We start from the raw sequence: 24033 nt of genomic DNA, 5'->3' as shown, positions 1-24033 counted from the left end.
ACGTACTTTGCTTCGTCACTACGAGCAATGTGAAGCAACCCAGTTCGGTCCTGAACAAAATTCCAGTCTGGGTTACACTGCGTTCGCCATGACAGCATTTTCCTTAAGTAAGTGCCATTAGGGCTAAGCGTTACTAGTTAACAATTAAAATCTGCTCACAGATTGAATAATAAATTTTCTTAAGTGTTTCTAGCTCTACGAGAGAAACACATTCATTAACTTGGTGAATCGTGGCATTGACAGGGCCTAACTCAATGACCTCCACCCCATAAGGCGCAATAAAGCGGCCGTCTGAGGTACCTCCACTCGTTGACAATTCAGGCTGTCTGTCAGTAATCGTTTTTATAGCTTTTAGACTACTTTCCAGCAATTTACCTTGTGACGTTAAAAAAGGTTCGCCATTTAATTGCCACTCAATGATTGGGTTAAGTTCATGCCGTTTAAAGCAGGCATTGACCGCTGCTTTCAAAGTGGCGGCAGTTTGCTCTGTTGAAAAGCGAAAATTAAAGTGCATTGCCAATTCACCTGGAATAATATTGTTCGCTTGTCCACCAGCGTGAATAGAAGTAATTTGTAAGGAAGTGGGGGGAAAATGTTGATTACCCTCATCCCATTGGATAGTAGTTAATTCGGCTAGGGCGGGACTTAAGCTATGGATAGGGTTTACTGCCAAATGAGGGTAAGCAACATGTCCCTGTTTTCCCTGCAGAACTAATTTGCCGGTAAGGGAACCACGGCGACCAATTTTGATAACGTCGCCAACCAGCTCACTACTTGAGGGTTCACCAATGACGCAGAAATCAGGATGAATACCCAGTTTTTTCAATTCAGCCATAACATAGGGAGTGCCATGAGCAAAATCATCTCCTTCTTCACCACTAGTAATTAAAAATCCAAGGCTACCGTTGAAATGAGGATTTTTTTGCACAAATTCTGAGGCCATGACCATCATTGTTGCAAGACTACCCTTCATGTCGGCACTGCCACGGCCATAAAGCAGGCCATTTTTTTCTTGCAGGGTAAAGGGATCTGTTTCCCATTTGCTTTGTTCGCCCACGGGTACTACATCAGTATGACCGGCAAATATAAGTAATGGGGCCTGGGAGCCCAGACGGGCAAAAAAATTAGCGACAGGAGGGCTATCAAAACGCTGGCATTCAAATCCATGTTGTTTGAAAAAATCAATCATGTAGTCTTGGCAACCAGCATCAAAGGGTGTTACTGATGCAAAACTGACAAGTTTGGCAAGCAGAGCCTGAATCTCATTCATTATTTTATATCTCTTAATAACTCATTGATGCTCACTTTAGCTCGGGTTTTTTCATCAACCTGTTTGACAATGACGGCACAGTAGAGACTATGAGACCCATCGTCACTAGGCATGCTGCCAGAAACAACAACGGAACCTGCTGGTATACGACCATAACTTACGGTGCCAGTCAGGCGGTTGTATATTTTGGTGCTTTGACCTAAGAAAACACCCATCGATAAAACTGAATCTCGCTCAACAATAACCCCTTCTACCACCTCTGAGCGAGCACCAATAAAACAATTATCTTCAATAATAGTAGGATTAGCCTGCAAGGGCTCTAAAACACCACCTATTCCTGCACCGCCTGAAAGATGTACGTTTTTACCGATTTGGGCACATGAACCTACTGTTGCCCAGGTATCAATCATAACGCCTTCATCGATATAAGCTCCTATATTGACATAAGAAGGCATCAGCACCGTATTTTTACCAATAAAAGCACCACGTCTTATCATGGCGTGAGGTACCACGCGTACACCGGTTTGGCTGAATTCTGCCGTGCTATAATCTGCAAATTTAAGGGGGACTTTATCATAAAACTGACAAAAACCCCCATCAATGATTTGATTGGGGTACAGTTTAAAGGATAATAAAACGGCTTTTTTAAGCCATTGGTGAACAATCCACTCACCATCAATTTTTTCGGCAACCCGATAATTTCCTTTATCAAGCTCAGAAATGACCTTATCCACCGCAGCCATTAATTCTCTTGATGTGGTTGCGGGAGATAATTCATGCCGTTCCTCGAATCCCTGCTCGATAATGCTTTGTAATGAGTTCATCAAAATACTCTGATAATGAAATGATCGTTAGTATACCCAATCAAATTAAAGTTGTGAGGGGTTGTGTGAAAACAATTTTCTAATCGTTATTAGATACTCAAAACCTTTCGCTTGTGGAAGAAGTTTGAATAGTAAGATGATGTGCTATAGGGGGAGGGGGCTGTTGACTGAGAGATAATCAGATTTGCAGATAGTAACAGAGCGATTATACTTCCGACGTATTTTTTATAAAGGAAGTAAGAATGCGGTTATTAATCACAGGTGCGGCTGGTTTTATCGGTTTTCATTTGGCTAAACTTCGTTTGGAACAAGGTAATTCTGTTATTGCTATCGATAATCTTAACGATTATTACGATGTGCGTCTCAAACATGCTCGACTGGAGCAATTGCAAGCTTATGCTAATTTTCAATTTTACCATGCTGATATTAGTGACGCGCAAAAAGTAAATGAGATTTTTATCAGCCATAAGCCACAGCGGGTTGTGAATCTAGCCGCACAAGCTGGAGTGCGTTATTCGTTAACCAATCCTCAGGCTTATGTGCAGTCAAATGTAATCGGTTTTACTAACATTGTGGAAGCTTGTCGGCATCACCAGGTCGAGCATTTGGTTTATGCGTCAACAAGTTCTGTATATGGTGCAAATACTACTCAGCCTTTCAGCGAAAGTGATGCGGTCAATCATCCATTAACGATTTATGCTGCAACTAAAAAAGCGAATGAACTTATAGCCCATTCTTATTCGCACCTCTACCATTTGCCAACAACGGGTTTGCGCTTTTTTACAGTTTATGGTCCTTGGGGCAGACCTGATATGGCTTTCTTTTCTTTCACCCGAGATATTTTGGCTGGCAAGGCAATAAAAGTTTATAACCACGGTCAGATGCAACGAGATTTTACCTATATTGATGATATTATTGCTGGCGTATCATTGGCAATTGATAAACCTGCGGCAGCCAATCCCAATTGGCTAGCAGCACAGCCTGATGCAGCTAGTAGTGATGCGCCCTACAAAATATATAATATAGGTTGCGGCAAACCAGTCAATTTATTGGATTATATTCAAGCCATTGAGCAGGCAACGGGTAAGAAAGCCATTAAAGAATTTTTACCGATGCAGGATGGTGATGTTTTATCAACTCACGCTGATACTTGCCGTTTACAAAATGAGCTTGGTTATTTACCCAAAATTGATTTTCGTGAGGGAGTTTCTCGTTTTGTGACGTGGTATTTGAGTTTTTATCACTCATCTTAAAACAACCACTTTCTGTTTAACAACTTGACGAAAAGGTAAATAAGACATGGCATATCGTTGTGTTATGCCATGTCTCTAATGTGCTTTTTCTTCGTTATTTGAATTTTAAACTGGCGATGAGCTTATCTTTCTCAAGCCAGCTAGCATTCAACCAATTTCTGAATTCAGTTTGTGTCTTGTCGTCATCAACTAAATTGGGGTTAGCAAATTGTTTGGGAATTGGCAATTGGCGAATATGTACTTTGATTGCATTGACTCTGCGACACAGAAAATCCCATAGGGAATGATTCTTGGAGGAATAAATAATAGTTACATCCAGGATACTATTAAATTGTTGGCCCATAGTACTAATCACAAAACCAATGCCACCAGCTTTGGGTTTCAAGAGATGCTGATAAGGTGATTTTTGTTGCCTGTTTTTCTGGGGGGTGAAGCGTGTACCTTCTACAAAACTCATTATAGTTGCTGGTGTATGCCTGAATAATTTGATGGCTTTGCGGGTTGCCTGGATATCTTTACCCTTTTTGTGAGGTTTTTTGGCCAGATAATCTTTTGAATAACGTTTCATAAAAGGGCAACCCATTGCCCACCACGAGAAGCCCAACAGCGGTATCCATTTAAGTTGATCTTTAATAAAAAATTTTAAAACGGGTATTTTTCGATTAAAAAGACGCTGCAGGACAACAATATCAAGCCAGCTTTGATGGTTGGCGATCACAAGATACCAGTTTTTACAATTTAGATTGTCTAAACCGGTTACTTCCCATTTTACTTTTTGAGTGTAGTTAATATAAGCGTTGTTAGTAGAGCTCCAGAGCATGGCGATTCGATCAACAATCTTGGTGCAGAAAGTTTTCCACCGCAGATTAGGCAGTAGCTTTAATAATCCCAGAAAAAGAATAGGTATAAACCAGATAATGGTAGAAAAAGCTAACAGAATGATTGTGAAAATAGCATGTAGTTGATTGACTGATTTTTTTATAAAATTCATTATATACTCCATTACACATCAACTCAGAGCGTGGTTTAAGTCAGCGATCAAATCGTCTATATGTTCAATACCAACCGAAAGTCTAATAAACCCATCTTCTATTCCTAATGCCCTACGCTTTTCTGCTGGCACGGAAGCATGAGTCATTATGGCAGGATGTTCAATCAAGCTTTCTACTCCCCCCAGACTTTCCGCCAGGGTAAATAATTCACAACGCGATAAAAAGCGTTTGGCAGTATCCAAATCACCATTAATAACCATTGAAATCATACCGCCAAAATCATGCATCTGTTCTCTGGCTAAAAAATGCTGTGGGTGACTTACCAAACCTGGATAAATAACCTTGGAGACTTTAGGATTTTTTTCCAGCCAATTAGCCAGTGCAAGTGCATTTTCACAATGTCTTTGCATACGTAAAGAGAGAGTTTTGAGGCTGCGTAATACTAAAAAACTGTCGAAGGGGCCGGCTACTGCACCACAAGAATTTTGTAAAAAAGCTATTTTATCAGCGAGTTCGGGTGTATTTCCTACTACTACAACACCGCTGATTACATCGGAGTGGCCATTCAAATATTTGGTGGCGGAATGTAAGACGATGTCAAAACCAAGTTCAAGTGGACGTTGTATCCAAGGAGTGGCAAAGGTATTGTCGGCAACAGTAATGAGGTTGCGTCGTTTACCCAATTTTGCAATCTCGCGTATATTAGCCAGCTTTAGCATGGGGTTTGAGGGAGTCTCAAGCCAGATCATCCGGGTTTCTGGGCGAATGGCTGTCTCAATGTTTTTGATATCCGACATATCGACAAAGGAAAAAGATAAACCAGAAGTGTGTGTTTTTACCTTATCAAAGAGCCTGAAAGTTCCGCCATAGAGATCATCTGTTGCAATAACATGAGCACCTGCATCCAGTAAATCGATAACGGTATTAATTGCTGCCATGCCTGAGGCAAAAGCAAAACCACGTTGCCCTGATTCAAGACTGGCTATACAACCTTCATATGCCGCTCGCGTGGGATTGTGAGTCCGCGAGTATTCATACCCCTGATGAATACCGGGAGCGCTTTGCCGGTAAGTGGATGTGGCGTAAATCGGTGTCATCACAGCGCCAGTACTTGGATCTGGTTCTTGTCCTGCATGAATTGCACGGGTGTCAAAGTGAGTGGAGGCCATTAAAAATTCCTTCTTTGAGTTAAGCCTACGGGCAAAAAGCACAGGAGCAGTATATAATATTCATAATGAACTGTGTTGAATCATGAAGTTAGCTAAGGATTTTATGCTTAATCACCCACGCGAATGAGGACTATTTTAGTGAGGGATTCATGCCTAGGCAAGAAATAGATTATGAAAAAGTTGCTTCTGCAGCCGAAACAGTAAAACGACGCGGCAAGGAGCCATCTTTAACGAATGTATGTGAAGAGTTAGGTATTCCTTCGCTGACGCCGGAGTTATCCTCTCTACTGGAAAAATGGTACCACACGCAGCCAGAATTTCAGCGCTCAATTAATGCCCCTCTTTCTAATAATATTAAAATCGAAACAAGCGAAATACTTGAGAAAAACATTGAGATGGAAAAATCCCTGTCTTTGTTACGGGCAACCTTGGAATCTACTGCCGATGGCATCATGATGGTTAATGGGAAAGGCCAGGTTGTGGATTGGAATCAAAAATTTGTTGAAATGTGGCGTATTCCTTCCCATATGCTTGAGTCTGGTACTGAAAGTATTGGTTTTGAATACATTTTGGAACAATTAAGTAATCCCGCATCGGTGATAGCCGATGTCCAATATCTCTATGAAAATCCCGATTGGCAAGGGGAATTACCTCTATTACATTTTAAGGATGGTCGTATTTTTGAGCGTTATACGCAGCCACAGCGTGTAGGGTCAGAAATTGTGGGCAGAGTATATAGTTTTCGTGATGTTACTCAGCGGATGATGTCAGAAGATGAATTACGTATTCGCGAGCGCGCAATTGAGGCAAGCAGCCATGGTGTAGCAATTATCGATATCATCAAGCCTAATCAACCTATTATTTATGTCAATAAAGCCTTTGAACGCATCACTGGATATAATGTAAAACAAACAATCGGCCAAAATTTAGCTCATTTACAAGGAACGAAGGCGGATCAGGTTAATCAAAAGCGTATTAACCTGGCAATTAGAGAACAAAGAGAGGAAACCGTTGAGTTAGAAAGTTATCGCCGCAATGGTGAAATGTTCTGGTGTGAATTAAGTGTTGCACCAGTCAGTGATTCTTTCGGAAAAATCAGGCATTACGTCTGTATTATTAATGATATCACCCAGCGCCGTGATATGGAAAAGCAATTGGTCAGGCAGGCAACGCATGATCCCTTGACCGAATTGCCTAACCGTGTGTTGTTGATGGATAGGGTAGAGCAAGCTATCTTACAGGCCAAGAAGAAGAAATCTCTTTTAGCTTTCCTGTTCCTCGATTTAGACCGCTTTAAAATGACTAACGATACGTTAGGGCATAGTATAGGCGATAAATTACTGCAGGCTGTTTCCAATCGTTTGCTGATTGCTACGAATGATTTTGATACGGTTGCTCGATTAGGGGGCGATGAATTTGTTATTCTTTTGCCAGAATTAAGCAGCGAACAACAAGCCCAGCAAATGGCATCAGAAATTCTGCATCTTATTGAAAAGCCATTCCAAGTTGATCAACACAGCTTAAAAATTACTGGCAGCATTGGGATTAGTTATTATCCAAAAGATGGTCTTGACTATGAATCATTGATGAAAAATGCCGATTTATCCATGTACCATGCCAAAGACAGCGGACGAAATAATTACCGGGTCTTTGAGCCGGAAATGAATAGGCGTGTGATTAATCACATGCAATTGGAAAATGCATTGCGGGATGCAATGAAAAAAAAGGAGTTTTATCTCGTTTACCAGCCCCTAATTGATCTCAGAAAACGATCCATAGTTGGGTTTGAAGCATTACTGCGCTGGAATAGCCATCTTTTAGGACAGGTTTCGCCTATTGAGTTTATTGGTATGGCCGAAGAAAACGGTCTGATTGTTGATATCGGTCGATGGGTATTGGAACAAGCCTGTACTCAAGCAATCTGCTGGCATAAAGAAGGATTTAAGGATTTAAGGATTTAAGGATTGCGGTCAATATTTCCGGTCGTCAATTTCGGCAGAGCAGACTTCCCGAAATAGTTGCTGATGTTTTAGCGAAAACAGGATTGGAAGCAAAATTCCTGGAACTAGAGTTAACGGAAAGCTTATTGGTTGATGACATTGAACATGCTGTTGAGACGATGTATCAGTTAAAAGATATGGGTACCAGTTTAGTGATTGATGATTTTGGTACAGGTTATTCTAGTTTGTCCTATTTAAAACAATTTCCCGTCAATAAATTGAAAATAGATCGGTCTTTTATCAGTGAACTATCCAATCAGGAAAATGATGCTGCAATTGCCCGAGCAATTATTAATCTTGGTCACAGTTTGAATTTAGAGGTATTAGCAGAAGGAGTAGAAACTGAATTACAAAAGGATTTCATGGTGGCACATGGTTGTGATTACGCCCAAGGGTATTATTTTAAACCACCCAATACAGCCGCGGCATTGAAAGATTATTTAGAAAATTTTCCGGGTTTTTAACAGAAGTTATGCGAGTTTGGTGCTAAAGATTAATGAACAAGGGAAGCAAATGTTTCGCACTATTGTTAATACCTTACATCCAACTTTATTTTATATTTTTATATCAATTATTTATGTTGGCTTTGCTATTGTAGTCTATGCGATTGCTACGAAAATAGTACCTTCAAAACGATTAAAGGATGATCGTTTTGATGAAGCAGTTAGTATGTCCTTAGGTTTAGTCAATGGTGTGTACAGTATTTTGCTAGGGTTTCTCTTATTTTTGATATGGGAGAATTACCAAACTGCAGAACAGGTTGTTGTTGATGAGGGAAGTAAATTAACAATCATGTGGGAAGGAAGTCGAGTGTTTCCCACCTCGGTAGCTAATGGATTGCAAGAAGCGATTGAGCAATATGCAAGAGAAGTGACAGAAGAAGAGTGGCCTGCAATGGCAGATGGCGAACAAGATGCTGATATCCCGCAATTGCTATCTAATTTGTATACCCTGATTCAAAGTTATTCTCCTGAAACAACAGTTACCCAGACTTTTTACAGTGAAATACTTTCAGCATTAAATGCAATAATGGAATTGCGTAATCATCGTTTAAGTCTGTTAAAAAGTGCTATTCCTACTGCCTGGTATGTATTTATTTTTTTTGTTGCTTTTGTATTAATTTTGTTAAACGCCTTGAGTTTGCGAAGGCATAGCATGCAATTATATATGCATATTTTATTGACTTTGGTTATCACTTTTTATTTAACTGCAATTACAGCGTTAAGTTACCCGTTTTCAGGCTATATTTCAGTTGAAAAGTCTTTATTTCTTCAGGGGTCCCTGCAAAAAATTCACCACTAGTTTTATTCGTTGAAAATCTAAAAATAAACGGACAGGTACGATTTTTGCTGGGTATTTTATATAGAAGGGGCATTAGTACCTGTACTGGTCGGTAGTTTAACTACAGGGGGATGTATGCGGTTGTAGCCTAAGCAGAGTAATTTATATGGGGATCATTTTAAAAAACCAACGTCACTTGCCTATGATAATGATGGACTTATCAAGGATGATGAATCTTGGATGGATGAAGGCTGGTGAACAAACCTGGCTTTCATTAGTCTAAACTCAGGCAACGGAGAGACATGATGAGAAGCATAACCATAATTGGTTCTGGATTAGCAGGAGCCTTACTTTCGCTGTACCTTGCCAGACGCGGTTATGAAATTGATTTGTTTGAATCGAGAGCCGATTTACGTGTCTCAAAAATCGAAAGAGGGCGTTCAATAAATCTGGCTTTATCTTGTCGTGGCATTACTGGTTTAGCGGGTGTGAATTTAATGTCTGAAGTTGAAAAGCTCATGGTACCGATGCGTGCTAGAGCCATTCACGAGCAAAATGGCGCAATAAAATACCAGCCTTTTGGCCGTGATAACACAGAATATATTAATGCTATTCAGCGTAGCGGCCTCAATGAATTATTACTTAACAGAGCTGAGCAAACTTCAGGGATCCATTTGCATTTTGATATGAAATTGGTAAATCTTGATCTCTATAACAAGATAGCGTATTTCGAGCTTCCCGATAAAAGTCTTTTATCCAAACCTTATGATATCTTGATTGGTGCTGATGGAGCTGCTTCTCAAGTGCGCGAAGTCCTTGAGCAAGAGCAACTTATTGTTGCATCAAGGGAATTTCTACCTCACGGCTATAAAGAATTGTCTATTAGTAAAGAGCATTCTCGTCATTTTATGCCAGAGCATTTACATCTCTGGCCTCGAGATTCATTTATGCTCCTGGGGAATCCTAATCGTGATGATTCAATTACCGGCACCTTATTTTTGGCTAATAAAGGCAAGAATAGTTTTGCTCAGCTCAATAATGAGAGAGCTATCAATTCTTTTTTTAGAGAAGCTTTCCCTGATGCCTATGAGGTAATGCCGGATTTGATTAATGAATTTACTCACAATCCAACGGGTAATTTAAGCACAATTAAATGTGCGCCTTGGTATTTTAAAGATCATTGCTTATTGATTGGTGATGCTGCACATGGAATAGTGCCTTTTTTTGGTCAGGGGATGAACAGTGCTTTTGAAGATTGCCGTATTCTTTCTGCGCTTTTGGAGCAATACGATGATGATTGGCAGCAAGTAATGCCTGCATTTTTTAATTCACGTAAGGTTAATACTGATGCTGTAGCAGAGATGTCAATGGCTAATTACCATGAAATTCAAACGGATATTCGTGATGCAAAATTTAATTTAAAAAAACAAACAGAGCAGGAATTAATGCATCGGTATCCACAGCGTTATGTTTCAAAGCATGTGTTAGTCATGTTTACTAATACGCCCTACGCAGAGGCGAAGGCACATGGCGCTTTGCAAAATGAGCTTTTGGATGAAATTTGTTTAAAAGCGAGGTGTATAGAAGAGATAGATTGGTCTGAAGTAGAGAAATTAATGGAAAAATATGACAAAAAATTGGCGAATTTAAGCTTTGTTGAGAAAATTCATTAAAATTTAATGCGTATTGGGTCAATTTTTTGTCGTTTAAGTCAGAGTCGGGGACATTTTTTTGTCGCTTTCCGAGAATTTCTCCTGCAAAAAATAAAAAAAACACGCTTACTTGAATTTAATTTGACTAAAAAGATTAATTTTTTGGCATGAGGTGTGCAACACATGAATTGTCCAACCAATTTAATCGTGCCTCGGAGGCAACTACCATGAAAACTATACAAACTTATATTGATTCCAAACAACAAGAATTCATGGGACATCCTTTTTTTGAAGTGTTAACTCAATTGAATAGTTTAGAAGAAATCAGCTATTTTGTCCCTGAATTAACTTTTTGGGCAATGACTTTCCAAGATATTTTACGTCTGAATGAAGAGCGGGTTACTGATCCTTACTTGAAAAAGGTTGCCCGTCACCATCGTCTCGAAGACGCAGGACATGAAAAATGGTTTTTACACGATAAAAAATACATGGGTGGTTTGTGTAACGATAAATCCTGCACTAAAGATGATGTGGCTTGGCTTTATAGTAAAGAATCACAACTCACTCGTGATGCAGCCTATGCAATCATGTCTGAAATCTATAAGACAGACGATGAAATACTAAATATTGCTTTATTGCTTACCCTTGAATCTTCCGGGCATGTGTTTTTCGAGAAAGTAGCTAATCAAGTAAAGAAAGCTGGAGAAGATAAAAACCTGAAGTACTTTTCGAGTTCACATCTTGAAGTCGAATTAGCTCATGCCTTATTTGAAGAGGAAATGGAGCGCAAATTGTTTGAGATACCTGTTCCGGTCAATGTACGTCGTGAGGCCTTGAAGATGGTTGATAGATGTTACGATGCCTTTAACAAGATGTTTGATGGATTAATTCTTGCATGTAACCAACGACTAGAATTGGCTAAACAGAGGGATCAGCAAAATGCAGCCAATGCCTTGGAGTATGTCTCAGATAAAGCAGTGTGAGAAAGAGAGTGGACAAGCGATGCTCAGTGATGAGCATGCGCTTGTTTCTTACGCCCAGGATTTCGGTAAATTAAATAAAGTTATCCCATCAGCAGTTTGTATTCCATCCTCAATAAAAAAACTGGAGTCTGTATTAGCCTATGCTAATCAACATAATCTAAATGTGACTGTTCGCGGAAATGGTTTGAGTCAGGGAGGGCAGGCTTTAGCACAGCAAGGTGGTTTAATTATGCATTTAGAGCAATTAAATCATGTTCAAACTCATGAGCAGGCTAGTATCTGGGTTGAAGCAAATGCGACTTGGTCTTCATTAGTAGAGGTATCTCTAAAAAAAGCACAGATTCCTTATGTGCTACCTTATAATTGTAATTTGTCGATAGGCGGGGTACTTTCGGCAGGAGGAGTAGGGTCTTCTTCTTTTAAGTTCGGTAGTGTCAGTTCTCATGTTAAAGCCTTAGAGGTAACTACAGCTGATGGTAAGACCTCGCAGGTTGATGAGCAATCTGAATTGTTTCATGCCTGTCTTTCCGGGCAAGGACGTTTTGCCGTCATAACCAGGGCTTGTATCAAATTGCGTCCTTGTCTTAAACAGGTTAGAACATTTTTTTTAGTGTATCTTGATAAAAATCAATGGCTTCATGATCTTGCTGATATTAAATCTGGCGCTGATTACGTTGAAGCTTTTTGCTCCCCCTCATTACAGGGTGCTAAATTAACAGCAGAAGGCAAACGTACACCCTTTGCCCAATGGCTTTTTGCTTTACATGTATCACTGGAATATGACAATAAACCACCCCAATTAAATGCTGTTAGCAGTCATTTAAAGCCCTGGAAAACGATTCACATTCAGGATGAATCGATCCATTCTTATCTTCATCGCCACAACTCTCGTTTTGAAGCAATGAAATTAACTGGACAATGGGATTTACTTCATCCCTGGTATGAATGTTTCATTCCAACTTCTGTATTATCCAAGGATCTCGAGGAATTACTTGCGCAATTACCTATTCACTACGCAACAGTTCTGCAAATTGTGCCACTTGCTAATAAGAAACGTATTGGTTTTTTAATGCTGCCTAATGCTACAGACATTTGTGCCCTAATGATTTTAAACCCGGGTGTGAACCCTGTTTTGCTCCCTAGCTGTTTGCAGGCTATGACTATTCTGGATGAACACTTTTTGCAACAAGGTGGAAAGCGTTATCTTTCAGGTTATCTGGGGCAAAAACTAGCCAAAAATTATTGGCAAACTCATTTTGGCCCTGCCTATGGTGATTGGCTACAGTTGAAAAAAGACTATGATCCACGCCACATTTTAACCTCATCTTTACATCATCTTTGATATGAATTAGCTAACGTATTTATACTCACAGTGTAAGTCCTGTCTTAATTTGGTTTAAAAGCCATCAGAGTAAAGAGGGTATCTGTTTTATAACTACCTTGAAAGACAAAACCAGAAGGTTCTATAGATTGCTGCCATTCGCTAAGTGTGCGTTGCCTGCCCCCTAACAGAACCATCATCACAATATCCATTGTTTTATTGGGATGAGGACCAGGGCTGTCAGGCATAACCTGTTCCGCAATGAAAAGAGCAGTACTCTTTGTCATTTGTTGATGGCAATTTGCCAAAATCTGATGCATGAAATTATCGTTGAAATCATGGAGGACACCTTTAAAAATATAAGCATCTGCCGGTGGTATTTGGGCCAGAAAATCACCTGCAGTTAATTTGATCTGTGGTGGAAAATCAGCACTTCTTAATTGCTCAATGACGGCGGCTGTGTCTAAAAGAGTTAATTGTAGTTTGGGATAATGACGGGCTAATGCCTGAGTTAATCCTCCACGACCGCCTCCCATATCAACCAGGTGAGAAAACTTCGAAAAGTCATAGGCTGTAGCAATTGCTTCATCATCAAAAGTAGATAGTCTTGCCATGCCTCGATCAAAATTGGCTTGTTTCTCCGGGTGTTTACTAAGGAAACTAAAAAAACTGTCGCTATGTTGATGGGAGAAGGCTGCGTTTCCTGTTTTTAAACTGGTATCAAGATGAGCAAAAGATTGCCACCAACTGTCATCCACCATACACAAAACATCACGGACAGAATGAGGATCATCGTCACGTAAAGGCATTGATAAGCTTGTGAGCGAATAACTGTTGCCATCGCAATTAAAAAGACCGTAAGCGCTAAGAAATCTTAATAGTCGATTTAATAATTCAGGGACTGTTCCTGTGCACTCTGCTAGTTCATTAATAGAGATTGGTTTTAAGGACATGTGATTAGCAATGCCAAGTTTTGCCACTGCATGGATGGCCCGTGAAACAACATACCAACGTGACATAGTGGCTAACTGGATATGAGGTTGCTCTTGATTAGAAGAGTGCATAGTTACTCCCTTTCTTGTCTTTGCTTGTTTTAGTGCATATAGTGATAGGCAAAAACCATGCTAATTTTGAATTATGCAAACAAAACAGATTAAGTTTCCTTTATTCGTTACCAATGAGCCGCAAAAAATGGTGGCGATCTGTATTTTTGCGCTGACTTTTTTTTTATTTATATGGGAGCTCGTTATCGCTTTTCAATTTAATGAAAAAAAACAAATGGTAATGCCAAAAACCAATTTTGTACCGACACAGGCCGACTTGCGTAAGGATTCGCCCTTATTTAAGACTTCTTTATTTGGAGACTATGTCCCAACCAATTTAGCTGATGCTGATATTAAACAATCCATGCTGGATGCCGAAGTTGTAGGAGTCATGTTTGCGACTAAAGAAGAGGAATCGCAAGTTATTATTCGCGCCGGAGGAGGAGGGCAAAAAACCTATGTGGTTGGTGATGTCTTGCCCGGGGGCGCAATAATCAAACGAATTACAGAAAAAGGAGTAGTGGTTTTGCATAAGGGGGTTCTTGAGAGTTTAAGTTTACCTAAAAATGAATTAATCTTCGAAGCTCCTGCAAAGCCGTTAATTGAGGAATAAGCTTATGCGTTTTGCATTGCGAACAATTTTGCTGTTTATTTTGATACTCACTGCGACGGCTTGTGTAAGTAATGTAAATTTAACTGAAGGGATCCGCAGTTTTCAAGCACAGGATTACCGACGGGCTTTTGTTCGCCTAGTACCTGAGGCGAAAAAGGGACAGCCAGATGCGCAATACGCTGTAGGCTATATGTACTATTATGGCCAAGGGGTTATTGAAGACCGCAAAGTAGCTTGGTATTGGATCAATCGGGCTGCTGATGCAGGCCAGCCTGAAGCCAAAGTTGCGGCTGAAATATTAAGACGCCAAGCAAAACTGATCATCTATAAACAGGGCAAACATACTTAGGGGCTGTTGAATTTCTACTATCTAGGCCGAAACGCTAGCGAAATGTCAACAGACCTAGCCTATGGCAGTAATAAGTAGTGAGAGCATATAGCAACAGTAAATCAATATTAATAGGCCGCCTTGCCAACGAGTAATTTTTTTCTTATGGCGGTAATTAAGCCATAGAAGAGCTAAAGTTGTTATAAACATAACCGGAATATCACGCCACAAGATAGCATGACTGATTGCTGCAGGATGGATAATGCCAGGAAAAATCATAACGGCAATTAAATTGAACATATTGGCGCCAAGGATATTACCAATGGCAATATCGTCAGCCCCTTTAACTGCTGCGATAATTGAGGTAACCAGTTCGGGTAAACTGCTTCCTATTGCAACAATGGTCAGGCCAATAATCAGTTCGCTAATTCCCAACCAGTGCCCAAGTTCAACACAATTGTGTATTAAATATTTGGCGCTAAGAGGTAAAACAATCAGGCCCAAAACCAAATGGATGGTATGGGTTTTTAGCGAATGTTTACGAAGGGCTGCTTGTTGAAAGGCGATTGTTAATTGTTTTTGGGGGCGTTCTTGTCGCGTTATATATATAAAATAAGTGATTAAAGCGATGCAGGCTAATAAAAACAGGCAACCATCCAAAACGCCAAGATAGCCGTCGATAATGAGTGAATAGGCAAAAAGCATCACTAAAAAAAGGAGAGGGTATTCTCGACGTAATAAAGTAGGCTGTACCCTAAGCGGTTTTAAAAGAGCTGTTATACCAAGTACTAAACCAATATTGGCAATGTTTGTACCGATGGCATTGCCAATAGCTATTTCAGGGAAACCTTCCATAGATGCCCTAATAGCAACCATAATTTCAGGGGCAGAAGTGCCTAATGCTACTAAAGTCAAACCAATTAATAAGGGCGGTAACCGGTAATAGTGGGCAATACCTGAGGCGCCGCTAACCAAATGATTGGCAGACCATAATAAAGCGATAAAACTAATCACCAGAGCAAATAATATCGTCATGCTGTTTCTTTCATGCTGTTTCACAATAATTCTTGGATATTGATAATACTTTATTTCGCTCTGAACACAATAAATAGTCGTTAAATGAATAAAAAATAGTCATTTGTGTTATCATTAAGAATACGTTTTTTTATTTTACTGTTGGAGTTTTGAGTCATGCCCCGTACCAGAGTAAAAAAAGGTGGTTTGCATATCTCTGCTACTGATAAACGGGTAGAGCGTGTTTTTCCTGGAGTACGTGGGTCTTTGAGCCAAAGTATTACCGTTGATAATGGTAAGGGGCCTGTCGAACTTAAAAAAGGCACTCGAGTTATTATTCAGCCGCTTAACCTTGATGCACCGAACGAAGAACCACGATTCAAAATAACTTGTTTTAATGATAATAAGGCAAGTGCTGATGACTCACTCCCGGAAAGTCAACGTGATATTGTACGTGGTGAAAGCTATACGTATACAACGACTGACTCTTCTTGTTTTCGTTTTGATGAGCATTATGAGCGTAGTGTTGAGCCCTTATTTCCAGATCCAGGGTCACCTTCATTAAGCGAAATTAACCAGGGACAAATTCCAGATTGTTTTTTACTTGCTTCAATACAAGCCATCCTAAACCAGCCTAATGGTGCTGCCTTTCTTCGTGGGATGATGGTGCAAAATAATGACGGTACGACAACCGTTAGATTATTTAATCCAAAAACGCTAGAGCCAGTGTATAAACGGATAACGACAGCGATTATACATGATCAGAGCGGTGCATTAAGTGGCCATAAGGCTTTATGGGTGCATGTATTGGAGTCAGCTTATGCCACCATGCAAACCAGGCATGACGGAGAAGTAGATGCGTCCATAAGTTCTGTATTCAATGAAGGTGGTTTTTCAGCGACGGCAACTAAGATTTTAACCGGAATAAATACTCGCTCCGAAAAGGTTGGGGCAAAAGTGGAGCAGCCTTGGAATATTCCCCAATTTATAGAATCGGATAATTTAGAGTTTATTAAGAGCACAATTAAGACAGGGCTTAACAAGCCGGTTTATTTGTTGTGCAATATAGATAAAATTGTCGACATGTATCAGGACAGCCCTAACTCGCCTGCTCTTGATGCTTTACGAACAGAGTTCGCAATGGCGATTCCTGATGAAGAGATGACAGACTCTCTTACAGCTTACAAGGAATATAAAGATTATCTATTGTTTTATTTTGACAATAAAGCAGAATGCGACAAGATTTTTGCCTCGAAGGATACCGAGCCAACTAAATTATTGAAATTAATCGACCTTATAGGTAGCACCCACCCAGATGCACAGCAATTTATCAAACATTGCTTTAATTATATCGATGTACCCGTTGAAACGAATGTTGTTCGAGGTGAGCGCGATCCTTTTTCAGGCTATTATCAGGTCGATCAAATTCAACAATTCCGCGCGATAGAGAAAGCGTTAGCAGAGGGTTGTCTGGTAACCGCTTCTACCCCGTCCAAATTCGATGAAGCTGTGCCAGGTCTCCGTAATCGACACGCTTATACGATATTAAAAGTGGTTACCCGCGAAGAAATAGTTGTTAATGCGAAGGGAGAGCAGTCAGCACGCCCTGTCTGTTATGTCCAAATGCGAAATCCCTGGGGTAGTACGGGACGTGTTTATCAACAAAAAGAAGGTGGTTTTGAAGCGCTTGAATCTAGGGAAGCTGGTATCTTTGAGATTGAACTTGTTGATTTTAATCGTTATTACAGCTCAATTCAGATTAGTGATTCAGCAAATAAGCGTTTTGCCTATGATGAAAAAATGCAAAAACTCTACAAGGAAGTTGAATTGGCTGTTGCTGATTTAAGGGTAGATGCTGGTGCCAGCTTATCGGAATTACAAGACTTTGATATACAGCACAAGCTCTGTGTGAAAAAGTTGATTGATTTGGAACTAACCCATCTTCATGCAGTAGATGAGAAGCTTTCTAAAGCCTTAGATGATATTTTTGCAGAAAAATATGATAGCGAACTCGAGGAAATGGCTGTAAAGGGGCTCATTAAGGATGTGCCTATGGATTTTTATACGGGTGATCCAGAAAAAAGAGATGCTCATCTTTATGCGTTACTCAAATTACGTTGGGCAATGAAACAAGAGCCACCAGATGTGGCTTTACAGGAAAAATTGCAGGCACAAGTTATTGACGCAGCAAACAGTTATGATTTTTGGAAAGACCTTTCCGCTAAAAAATTAAAGCAAGAAATAATTGTTAATAAATATGCTAGACATTGTGTAGACGAGTTAGATGCCTTTAATGCGTTATATGAACGCGTGGATCTAAAGCTTAAAGAAATCACCGATTTTAAACAATCTGACCTTGTATTCTTCACATCGAATTTTGTTTTGTTGCAAGAACAAGTACTTCGAATTACCTCTATGAAGGCTGCATTGAAGAATTTAGGGTATGCTATTAGTGATGAAGAACTGTCCGACATGCATAATAAGTTAAAGAAGATTACAGACAAATTAATAGCTTGCGAAGCGATCAAAGAAGTCATGGACGAATTGCAGGGTAGCATTGAAGCGGTACGCCAAAAAGCCGCATTTGCTCATGAGAGAGGCATGCTAACTCAAGAGGAATGCCAAAGTATTGAAAAAGCTACAGCGCTAGTATTAGCTAATCCACAAAATACCCAAGCAATTAACCAATTAGCTTCGACTCTCCTCGAATCAGAGCAGCAACCGCGCAAAGAGATTGGGGAAGAGTTAACTACTATTGGCATGTTGGCAGAAAAATTAGTCAATCTCTGGAGTAAGTTAAAAACATTTTTCCAACAAGCGGCAACATTTTTGTTTTTTAATAATCAGCAATACGAGACAGGGCCTCGTCCTTCAGATTCTCTTGAAGAGGACCCACCAGAGATTGGCAGCGGACTAAATTAAGAGAGTAATGATACAGGTTAAAGCTGGTTTATCCTGTATCAAACCTTCTTTTAACTCGTTAATTATTAGGTTTGCCAAGCAACGTCATCTTTTATGTGATACGTGATTAGATACTTTGCCTAGGTTGTACATTGGCCTTCCTTTCTTTTGATAGTATGTAATAAACGGATGAGAATAAATCAGTGATGTTACCGAAATGAGTTGGATGTTAGATACCTGATTGTAGTAAAAAATGATTAATGATATCGCTAACAGGCTTGGCAAGCCCGAGTTGGTTGAGCTCAGTTGCAGCGAACCAGTTTCCCGGGCATTTGTTAAGCACATTTTTCCTACTGGTTGTTTTCAGCGCTAATGCTTTGATATATAAATGAAAGTGGCTAAAGCTATGTTTAAGTGTTAGTAACTCTGTAGGCTGCTGACTCGTTAAGGCATAGTTATTTTCTATATAGTCTCTGGGGCAAGTTGCAGTGTCATCGATGATTGGCAGGCACCAAAGCCCTCCCCATAAACCGGATGGAGGTCTTTTTTCAAGGTAAATTTTATTATTGTCCGTATAAAGTAATAAAAACTGTTGCTGCTTGACTGGCAGGCTTTTCTTTAATTTTTTTTGAGGATACAAAGTAGTCTTATCATGAATATTTGCTAGGCAGGTCTTTCTTACTGGACAAGAAGCGCAATTAGGCTGTCTGGTTGTACAGCAAGTAGCTCCTAAGTCCATTATAGCCTGCGTATAATCGGCGCAACGTTGTGTGGGCATGCACTGATGGGCCAGTTGCCATAACTGTTGCTTCACAGCACTCTGTTCAGGCCAGCCATCAATTAGAAAATAACGACATAGCACACGTTTGACATTACCATCCAGAATTGCTGTTGGTTGATTAAAAGCTTGTGAGGCAATAGCTGCTGCGGTAGAGGGGCCTATACCTGGTAAGGCAACCAGTTCTGCCAAAGTAATAGGAAATTCACCTGCATATTCCTCACAAATAATTTTTGCTGTTTGAGAGAGGTTACGGGCACGGCTATAGTAGCCTAATCCTGACCAATGGGCTAAAACCTGATCTTCAGGCGCTTTAGCCAACAGCCAAATATCGGGAAAACTGTCTATAAAACGGTTGAAATAAGGTATGACCGTTTTAACCTGAGTTTGCTGCAGCATAATTTCAGAAACCCACACTCGATAAGCTGAGCGTGGATGTTGCCAAGGTAAATCTTTGCGTCCATGCAAATCAAACCATACCAATAATGGGTTACTGAATTGCTCTTGTATCACGGTTATTACCGCTAAAAATGATTGTTTGAAGTTGTTGTTGAATTTGTTTAACCGGTTTTACTATGGTTTCAACAGGTTTCACCAACGTTTCCTTGAGCCAAGCTTTGGTCAATATGGGATTAATTTTTTTTAAATCGGGTAAAACAATAGGCTTTGTTAAAGTGCCTTGAACTAAAATAGGGAAACTGCCACCCAAAATCTGTTGAATTTTTTCTACTTTTTCATCGGTTAAAGCGACTTTTGCAAACAGATGACTATCGAGATTATAGTCTTTTAAATTCAGTATACCTTCCCCTTTTAATTGTAGTTTTTCGGCTTGTAATACCAGGGAATTGCTTTGCAACGTAGAGTCTTGGAGTTGGTATTGGAAAGTAAGTAATTCAAAACGTGTGTTTCCTTTGAACATATTAGGATCATCAAATTGACCTAATTCCAGGGCTTGCTTTGCATCTTTCTTTGTGCTGGTCATTAATTTGTTGATTTTATTGCTTGTTTCATCAATAACTCTATCAAGATTAATTGATTCAACCACACCATCTTTGATTGTTAGGCTGCCATTACCACTGGTGTGATCTGGCCAGTTAGAGTCTTGCATATTGGTTTGAGCATGGATAGAGAAATCCACACTGCCTTTAAATAAACGTTTCTTAACCAGGTCATAAAGGAGTTTACTACTATCAAGATTGGTAGCAGTTTGATTAACAGTTAGTTTTTTGCTGGCAAATTCATAACTAAGATCGCCAACGGATTGGCCATTATACAAACTCAAAGTTAAAGGATTTAAATGAAAAACGCCAATCTTGGTTTTTGCATTGGCACTAACTTTATTTATTTTTAGCTTTTTAAGGCGAACGTCTTGTAAGGACAATTGACCTTCCAGGGGAAGGTTTTGCAGTGCCATAACAGGATTATTAAATAAAGACGCTGACAGGGCGCTACTACCCTTGAAAGTAATATGTGCTTTTAAAAGAGGTTCATTAGCTTCTGAGACATCGAGTGTCGTTTTTAATTGGAGAGGGAAAGAATTTTTCTGCAGATTAAACTGTTCTGCTCCTATCTGTAAGCCAGAAAAAATTATTTTTTTCTGATTTTGCACAATAACAATCTGACCACGACTTAATAAAAATCGCTCAATAGCAAATTGTTCCGTCATATTATTGGTTTTTGCACCATTATTGCTTTGTTTGCTTTTCTTAATTTTAGCTGGTGGTTGAGAATCTGGATTGATAGTAACGTGGAAACCGTCAACATTTAATTCGCTAAAAACCAATTTACCGCGTAATAAGGGAGTGATTTTCAAATGAAAAAGAAGGTTTTCCAGTTTTACTGAATAATTTGCGTTATCGTTTTCATTCCCTATCTGCACACCAGTAATTTTAATACCAGGACGAGGGAATATCTGCCAGGAAATATCACCATTCACGAGACTTTTGCGTTCGGTCAAGGAGCTCAATTGGGAGCTGACATAGGATTTGACTGTTTCAGGTTTTATTGATTTTGCTAATGCCCATAAAGTGATGGCAGTGATTACAAAAAGAAGCGCGAAGCCAGTAACCAGTTTTTTTAAGAATTTCATGTTTGAATAATTGGGGATAAAATGGCAAGCATATACATAATGCAGGTCATGTCAAGTTAAAAACGATTAAAAAAAAACCAATATTGGATATTGCTAATATTTTATAAGGAGTTTAATCTGATAGTCTTCCCTGAAAAAAGTGGGGAAGGGCGTTGATTTGTGCTTTTTAGTTGTACTCAGGATGAGTCAATAAAGTCAAGGAGAGCGTCATGCAACGAAGTGAATGGGAAATTATAGTTCTTAAACCAACGGCTGTATTTTTATCATTCCTGTCATCCCAATTACCCGATCTGGAATTACCTGAATTAAACGAACTACAAACTGACAATACAGCTTATGTCATTCCCAGACAAGATAGCGAAGAAGCTACTTTAAATGAGATTGAGCGCCATTTCCCTACCATGTTCAGATATGAAATAAGTCGTTTGGCAGGGAAAAATACCCACAATCGGATTGAAGGTACTTTTCTCGATTTTTTATGTTGCTTCAAATTTGAATTGCATTCACAAATAGTTCTTATGGAGTCTTCAGTTGCTGAGGGGCGGCAGTTATTACGCATTAAACCTCGCTCTGTATTATTGAAGTGGATGAGAACTACTGTGGAGGAGAAAAATGAGATTGTCACCGCTTTAGAACGCATCAATTTATCTCACCTTGCTGAAAACGCAACAGTCATTATTAAAAATTTTGCCAAATTGGCGGATGTGAAACCTTTTCTTAAACACTATTACCGACCCATTTTTGAAGCCGAAATGTTACGAATGTGTGATAGTGCTGAGGAATGGCCTGAAGTGGAGTCATATCAGGATTTTTGCCATTATTTTGCGGTTAATACTCACAGCCGATTGATTCATTTGCATTAATGAGTTTACCAAGTAATAAGGCTATGAAAGTGCTGTAAGGAGATGAGCGGGTTTTATTAACAAGTGGGTGATGGGTTTAAAATAAGAAAATACCTTAGGTAGTACGATATATGGTGAAAATAATATCGAGTTGGTGTTATAATGTTCATATTAACAATGGTCGTGATTGTTGGCATTCAATCTGGTTATTTTTATTTATCGATTATAAATGAGTATAATTAGATCAACTAACCTAAAGGATGAGTCAAGTGGTCTACATTAAGCGAGATAAACAAGGTAAAATATGTGCACTTTATGCACGGTCAGCTGCTGGTACTGAGCAAATGGATATGGATGCTCCAGAAGTACTGGAATTTCTTAATCGCTGCGATAATGAGAATCGTTTTAAATTAACACAATCAGATTTACAGCTAATTCGTGTATTGGAAGATTTAATCGAAATATTAATCAGTAAAAATGTGATTACTATTACTGATTTCCCTCAAGTGGTAATTGATAAATTAGTAGAACGTCAACATATTCGTAAGCATTTAACCGGCGCAGTAGGAATGGAGTTTGATAATGAGATGTAAGTTGTTAACGTTATTTTTAAGTGGTTGTGTTTTTTTTGCTGGCTCCCCCTCTTATAGTACAACGCTTGATGAGTTATTGCCGAATGAGCGTAATACAGTTGAAATATTTCAGAAATTTTCACCCAAAGTAGTGTATGTCCATCGCCTGGCGACAGTGAAACGTTCTTATGAGCATATGCAAGTGAAAGCTGGTGCTGGTTCGGGGATTATATGGGATGCAAAAGGTCATATTGTTACCAATTTTCATGTGGTCAATGGTGCAGAGCGTTTGGCGGTCAGTATTGGCAATTTAACAGTTCCTGCTCGAGTAATTGGTACCGAGCCCCGCAAGGATATTGCTGTGCTTGCTATCAGTTCACCGAAAGTATTGGAGTTATTAAAATCTTATGTACCTTTTGAATTAACTCATACTCACGATCTAATGGTAGGGCAAAAAACCATTGCCATAGGCAATCCTTTTGGTTTGGATCATAGTTTGACTGTGGGTGTTATTTCTGCATTAGGGCGCCAAGTTCCAGGAGCTGGGGGCGTGGCCATACGAGATATGATTCAAACGGATACCTCTATTAACCCTGGTAATTCAGGCGGCCCCTTGTTAGATAGTAAAGGGCGTTTGATAGGTTTAAATACAGCCATTTATTCCAATTCTGGTTCGTCAGCTGGCGTTGGTTTTGCCGTACCAGCGGATGATATTGCCCGTATTGTTCCACAAATTATCAAAAACGGCCGGGTTGTATTATCTGGGATTGGTATTCAGCGAGTTGAACCAAGTATCGCGCAACGTTTGGGTGTGAATAAGGGTATTTTAATCGCAGATGTTATACCCAACACGCCTGCGGCTTTGGTAGGTCTGCGTGGGACAGGACGAGATCATTTGGGTCGTATGCATCTTGGCGATATTATTGTCGCTTTAAATGGCCACCCGGTGAAAAACTATGATGCTCTTTATCATCTGTTTACTGATATCAAGGTAGGCGAAAAAATAACGCTAACAATACTCAGAGGTGGTAAACAGATTAACCATAAAATGAAAACGATTGATATTGCTGCTTACTAAGCAGTTAAAATCCCCTGGCAGTATAGTGCT

Annotated in this window: 19 protein-coding genes and 1 pseudogene; 12 read left to right on the top strand and 8 right to left on the bottom strand. The window is 39.6% G+C overall.

All coding sequences use genetic code 11. The annotated features are described in order from the left end of the window. Nucleotides 1–133: 133 nt before the first annotated feature. Both dapE and dapD read right to left on the bottom strand, forming a co-directional pair. The gene (gene dapE, locus DYC89_RS09305; RefSeq protein ID WP_115221533.1) at nt 134–1270 is read right to left on the bottom strand and encodes a succinyl-diaminopimelate desuccinylase; all 1137 of its coding nucleotides are present in this window, start codon (nt 1268–1270) and stop codon (nt 134–136) included. After that, complete coding sequence (dapD, locus tag DYC89_RS09300; RefSeq protein WP_115221532.1) at nt 1270–2094, bottom strand: 2,3,4,5-tetrahydropyridine-2,6-dicarboxylate N-succinyltransferase; 825 nt, start codon at nt 2092–2094, stop codon at nt 1270–1272. Before dapD ends, dapE begins: the two co-directional genes overlap by 1 nt. A gap of 242 nt (nt 2095–2336) precedes the next feature. Between dapD and DYC89_RS09295 the strand changes: the two genes are divergently transcribed. Next, entirely contained in the window at nt 2337–3347 is a 1011-nt protein-coding gene (locus DYC89_RS09295) for an NAD-dependent epimerase (RefSeq protein WP_115221531.1), read from the top strand. A 94-nt stretch (nt 3348–3441) separates the two neighbouring features. Here the strand turns inward: DYC89_RS09295 and DYC89_RS09290 are convergent, their stop codons facing one another. Then, entirely contained in the window at nt 3442–4338 is an 897-nt protein-coding gene (locus tag DYC89_RS09290) for an acyltransferase (RefSeq protein WP_115221530.1), read from the bottom strand. An 18-nt stretch (nt 4339–4356) separates the two neighbouring features. Beyond that, nucleotides 4357–5508 (bottom strand): trans-sulfuration enzyme family protein, encoded by a 1152-nt coding sequence (locus DYC89_RS09285; protein ID WP_115221529.1) that lies wholly within the window; start codon nt 5506–5508, stop codon nt 4357–4359. Nucleotides 5509–5657: 149 nt separating this feature from the next. Here DYC89_RS09285 and DYC89_RS09280 point away from each other — a divergent pair. The 5 genes and pseudogenes from DYC89_RS09280 to DYC89_RS09260 all read left to right on the top strand — a co-directional run bounded on the left by DYC89_RS09280 (nt 5658) and on the right by DYC89_RS09260 (nt 12766). Then, nucleotides 5658–7972 (top strand): annotated as a pseudogene (locus DYC89_RS09280) (EAL domain-containing protein). Between the two features lie 49 nt (nt 7973–8021). Beyond that, a complete protein-coding gene (locus DYC89_RS09275; RefSeq protein ID WP_115221528.1) occupies nt 8022–8810 on the top strand; it encodes a DUF4239 domain-containing protein in 789 nt (262 codons plus the stop codon). Nucleotides 8811–9094: 284 nt separating this feature from the next. Next, nucleotides 9095–10462, top strand: a complete 1368-nt coding sequence (locus DYC89_RS09270) for an FAD-dependent oxidoreductase (protein WP_115221527.1) — start codon at nt 9095–9097, stop codon at nt 10460–10462. A gap of 206 nt (nt 10463–10668) precedes the next feature. After that, complete coding sequence (locus tag DYC89_RS09265) at nt 10669–11424, top strand: hypothetical protein (RefSeq protein WP_115222718.1); 756 nt, start codon at nt 10669–10671, stop codon at nt 11422–11424. Then, nucleotides 11381–12766, top strand: a complete 1386-nt coding sequence (locus DYC89_RS09260; protein WP_245953971.1) for an FAD-binding protein — start codon at nt 11381–11383, stop codon at nt 12764–12766. Before DYC89_RS09265 ends, DYC89_RS09260 begins: the two co-directional genes overlap by 44 nt. A gap of 44 nt (nt 12767–12810) precedes the next feature. On the opposite strand, the gene DYC89_RS09255 is transcribed toward DYC89_RS09260, so the two are convergent. Continuing rightward, a complete protein-coding gene (locus DYC89_RS09255) occupies nt 12811–13809 on the bottom strand; it encodes a methyltransferase (RefSeq protein WP_115221526.1) in 999 nt (332 codons plus the stop codon). Between the two features lie 73 nt (nt 13810–13882). Here DYC89_RS09255 and DYC89_RS09250 point away from each other — a divergent pair, with 73 nt between their 5' ends. Both DYC89_RS09250 and DYC89_RS09245 read left to right on the top strand, forming a co-directional pair. Then, nucleotides 13883–14401 carry a type II secretion system protein N gene (locus DYC89_RS09250; protein ID WP_245953970.1) on the top strand — a complete coding sequence of 173 codons (519 nt, stop codon included), beginning with the start codon at nt 13883–13885 and terminating at the stop codon, nt 14399–14401. Between the two features lie 4 nt (nt 14402–14405). Next, nucleotides 14406–14750, top strand: a complete 345-nt coding sequence (locus DYC89_RS09245; protein ID WP_115221525.1) for an SEL1-like repeat protein — start codon at nt 14406–14408, stop codon at nt 14748–14750. A gap of 54 nt (nt 14751–14804) precedes the next feature. On the opposite strand, the gene DYC89_RS09240 is transcribed toward DYC89_RS09245, so the two are convergent. Next, nucleotides 14805–15764, bottom strand: a complete 960-nt coding sequence (locus DYC89_RS09240; protein WP_115221524.1) for a calcium/sodium antiporter — start codon at nt 15762–15764, stop codon at nt 14805–14807. A 156-nt stretch (nt 15765–15920) separates the two neighbouring features. Here DYC89_RS09240 and DYC89_RS09235 point away from each other — a divergent pair, with 156 nt between their 5' ends. Next, nucleotides 15921–18665 carry a C2 family cysteine protease gene (locus tag DYC89_RS09235; RefSeq protein WP_115221523.1) on the top strand — a complete coding sequence of 915 codons (2745 nt, stop codon included), beginning with the start codon at nt 15921–15923 and terminating at the stop codon, nt 18663–18665. Nucleotides 18666–18873: 208 nt separating this feature from the next. On the opposite strand, the gene mutY is transcribed toward DYC89_RS09235, so the two are convergent. Then, on the bottom strand, nt 18874–19941 hold the full coding sequence (mutY, locus tag DYC89_RS09230; RefSeq protein ID WP_342767883.1) for an A/G-specific adenine glycosylase: 1068 nt from the start codon (nt 19939–19941) through the stop codon (nt 18874–18876). Next, nucleotides 19913–21511, bottom strand: a complete 1599-nt coding sequence (locus tag DYC89_RS09225) for an AsmA family protein (RefSeq protein ID WP_115221521.1) — start codon at nt 21509–21511, stop codon at nt 19913–19915. The genes mutY and DYC89_RS09225 overlap by 29 nt, the downstream gene beginning before the upstream one ends. A 209-nt stretch (nt 21512–21720) precedes the next feature. Here DYC89_RS09225 and DYC89_RS09220 point away from each other — a divergent pair, with 209 nt between their 5' ends. From DYC89_RS09220 to DYC89_RS09210, 3 genes are all read left to right on the top strand, one after another. Beyond that, nucleotides 21721–22374: a hypothetical protein gene (locus tag DYC89_RS09220; RefSeq protein WP_115221520.1), complete on the top strand. Its 654-nt coding sequence runs from the start codon at nt 21721–21723 to the stop codon at nt 22372–22374. Nucleotides 22375–22622: 248 nt separating this feature from the next. Next, a complete protein-coding gene (locus DYC89_RS09215; RefSeq protein WP_115222715.1) occupies nt 22623–22946 on the top strand; it encodes a hypothetical protein in 324 nt (107 codons plus the stop codon). Beyond that, nucleotides 22936–24003, top strand: a complete 1068-nt coding sequence (locus tag DYC89_RS09210) for a S1C family serine protease (RefSeq protein WP_115221519.1) — start codon at nt 22936–22938, stop codon at nt 24001–24003. Before DYC89_RS09215 ends, DYC89_RS09210 begins: the two co-directional genes overlap by 11 nt. Nucleotides 24004–24033: the final 30 nt, after the last annotated feature.

This window comes from Legionella donaldsonii, from assembly GCF_900452385.1.
Lineage (GTDB): Bacteria > Pseudomonadota > Gammaproteobacteria > Legionellales > Legionellaceae > Tatlockia > Tatlockia donaldsonii.
This window is presented reverse-complemented; position numbering and strand designations above follow the sequence as displayed.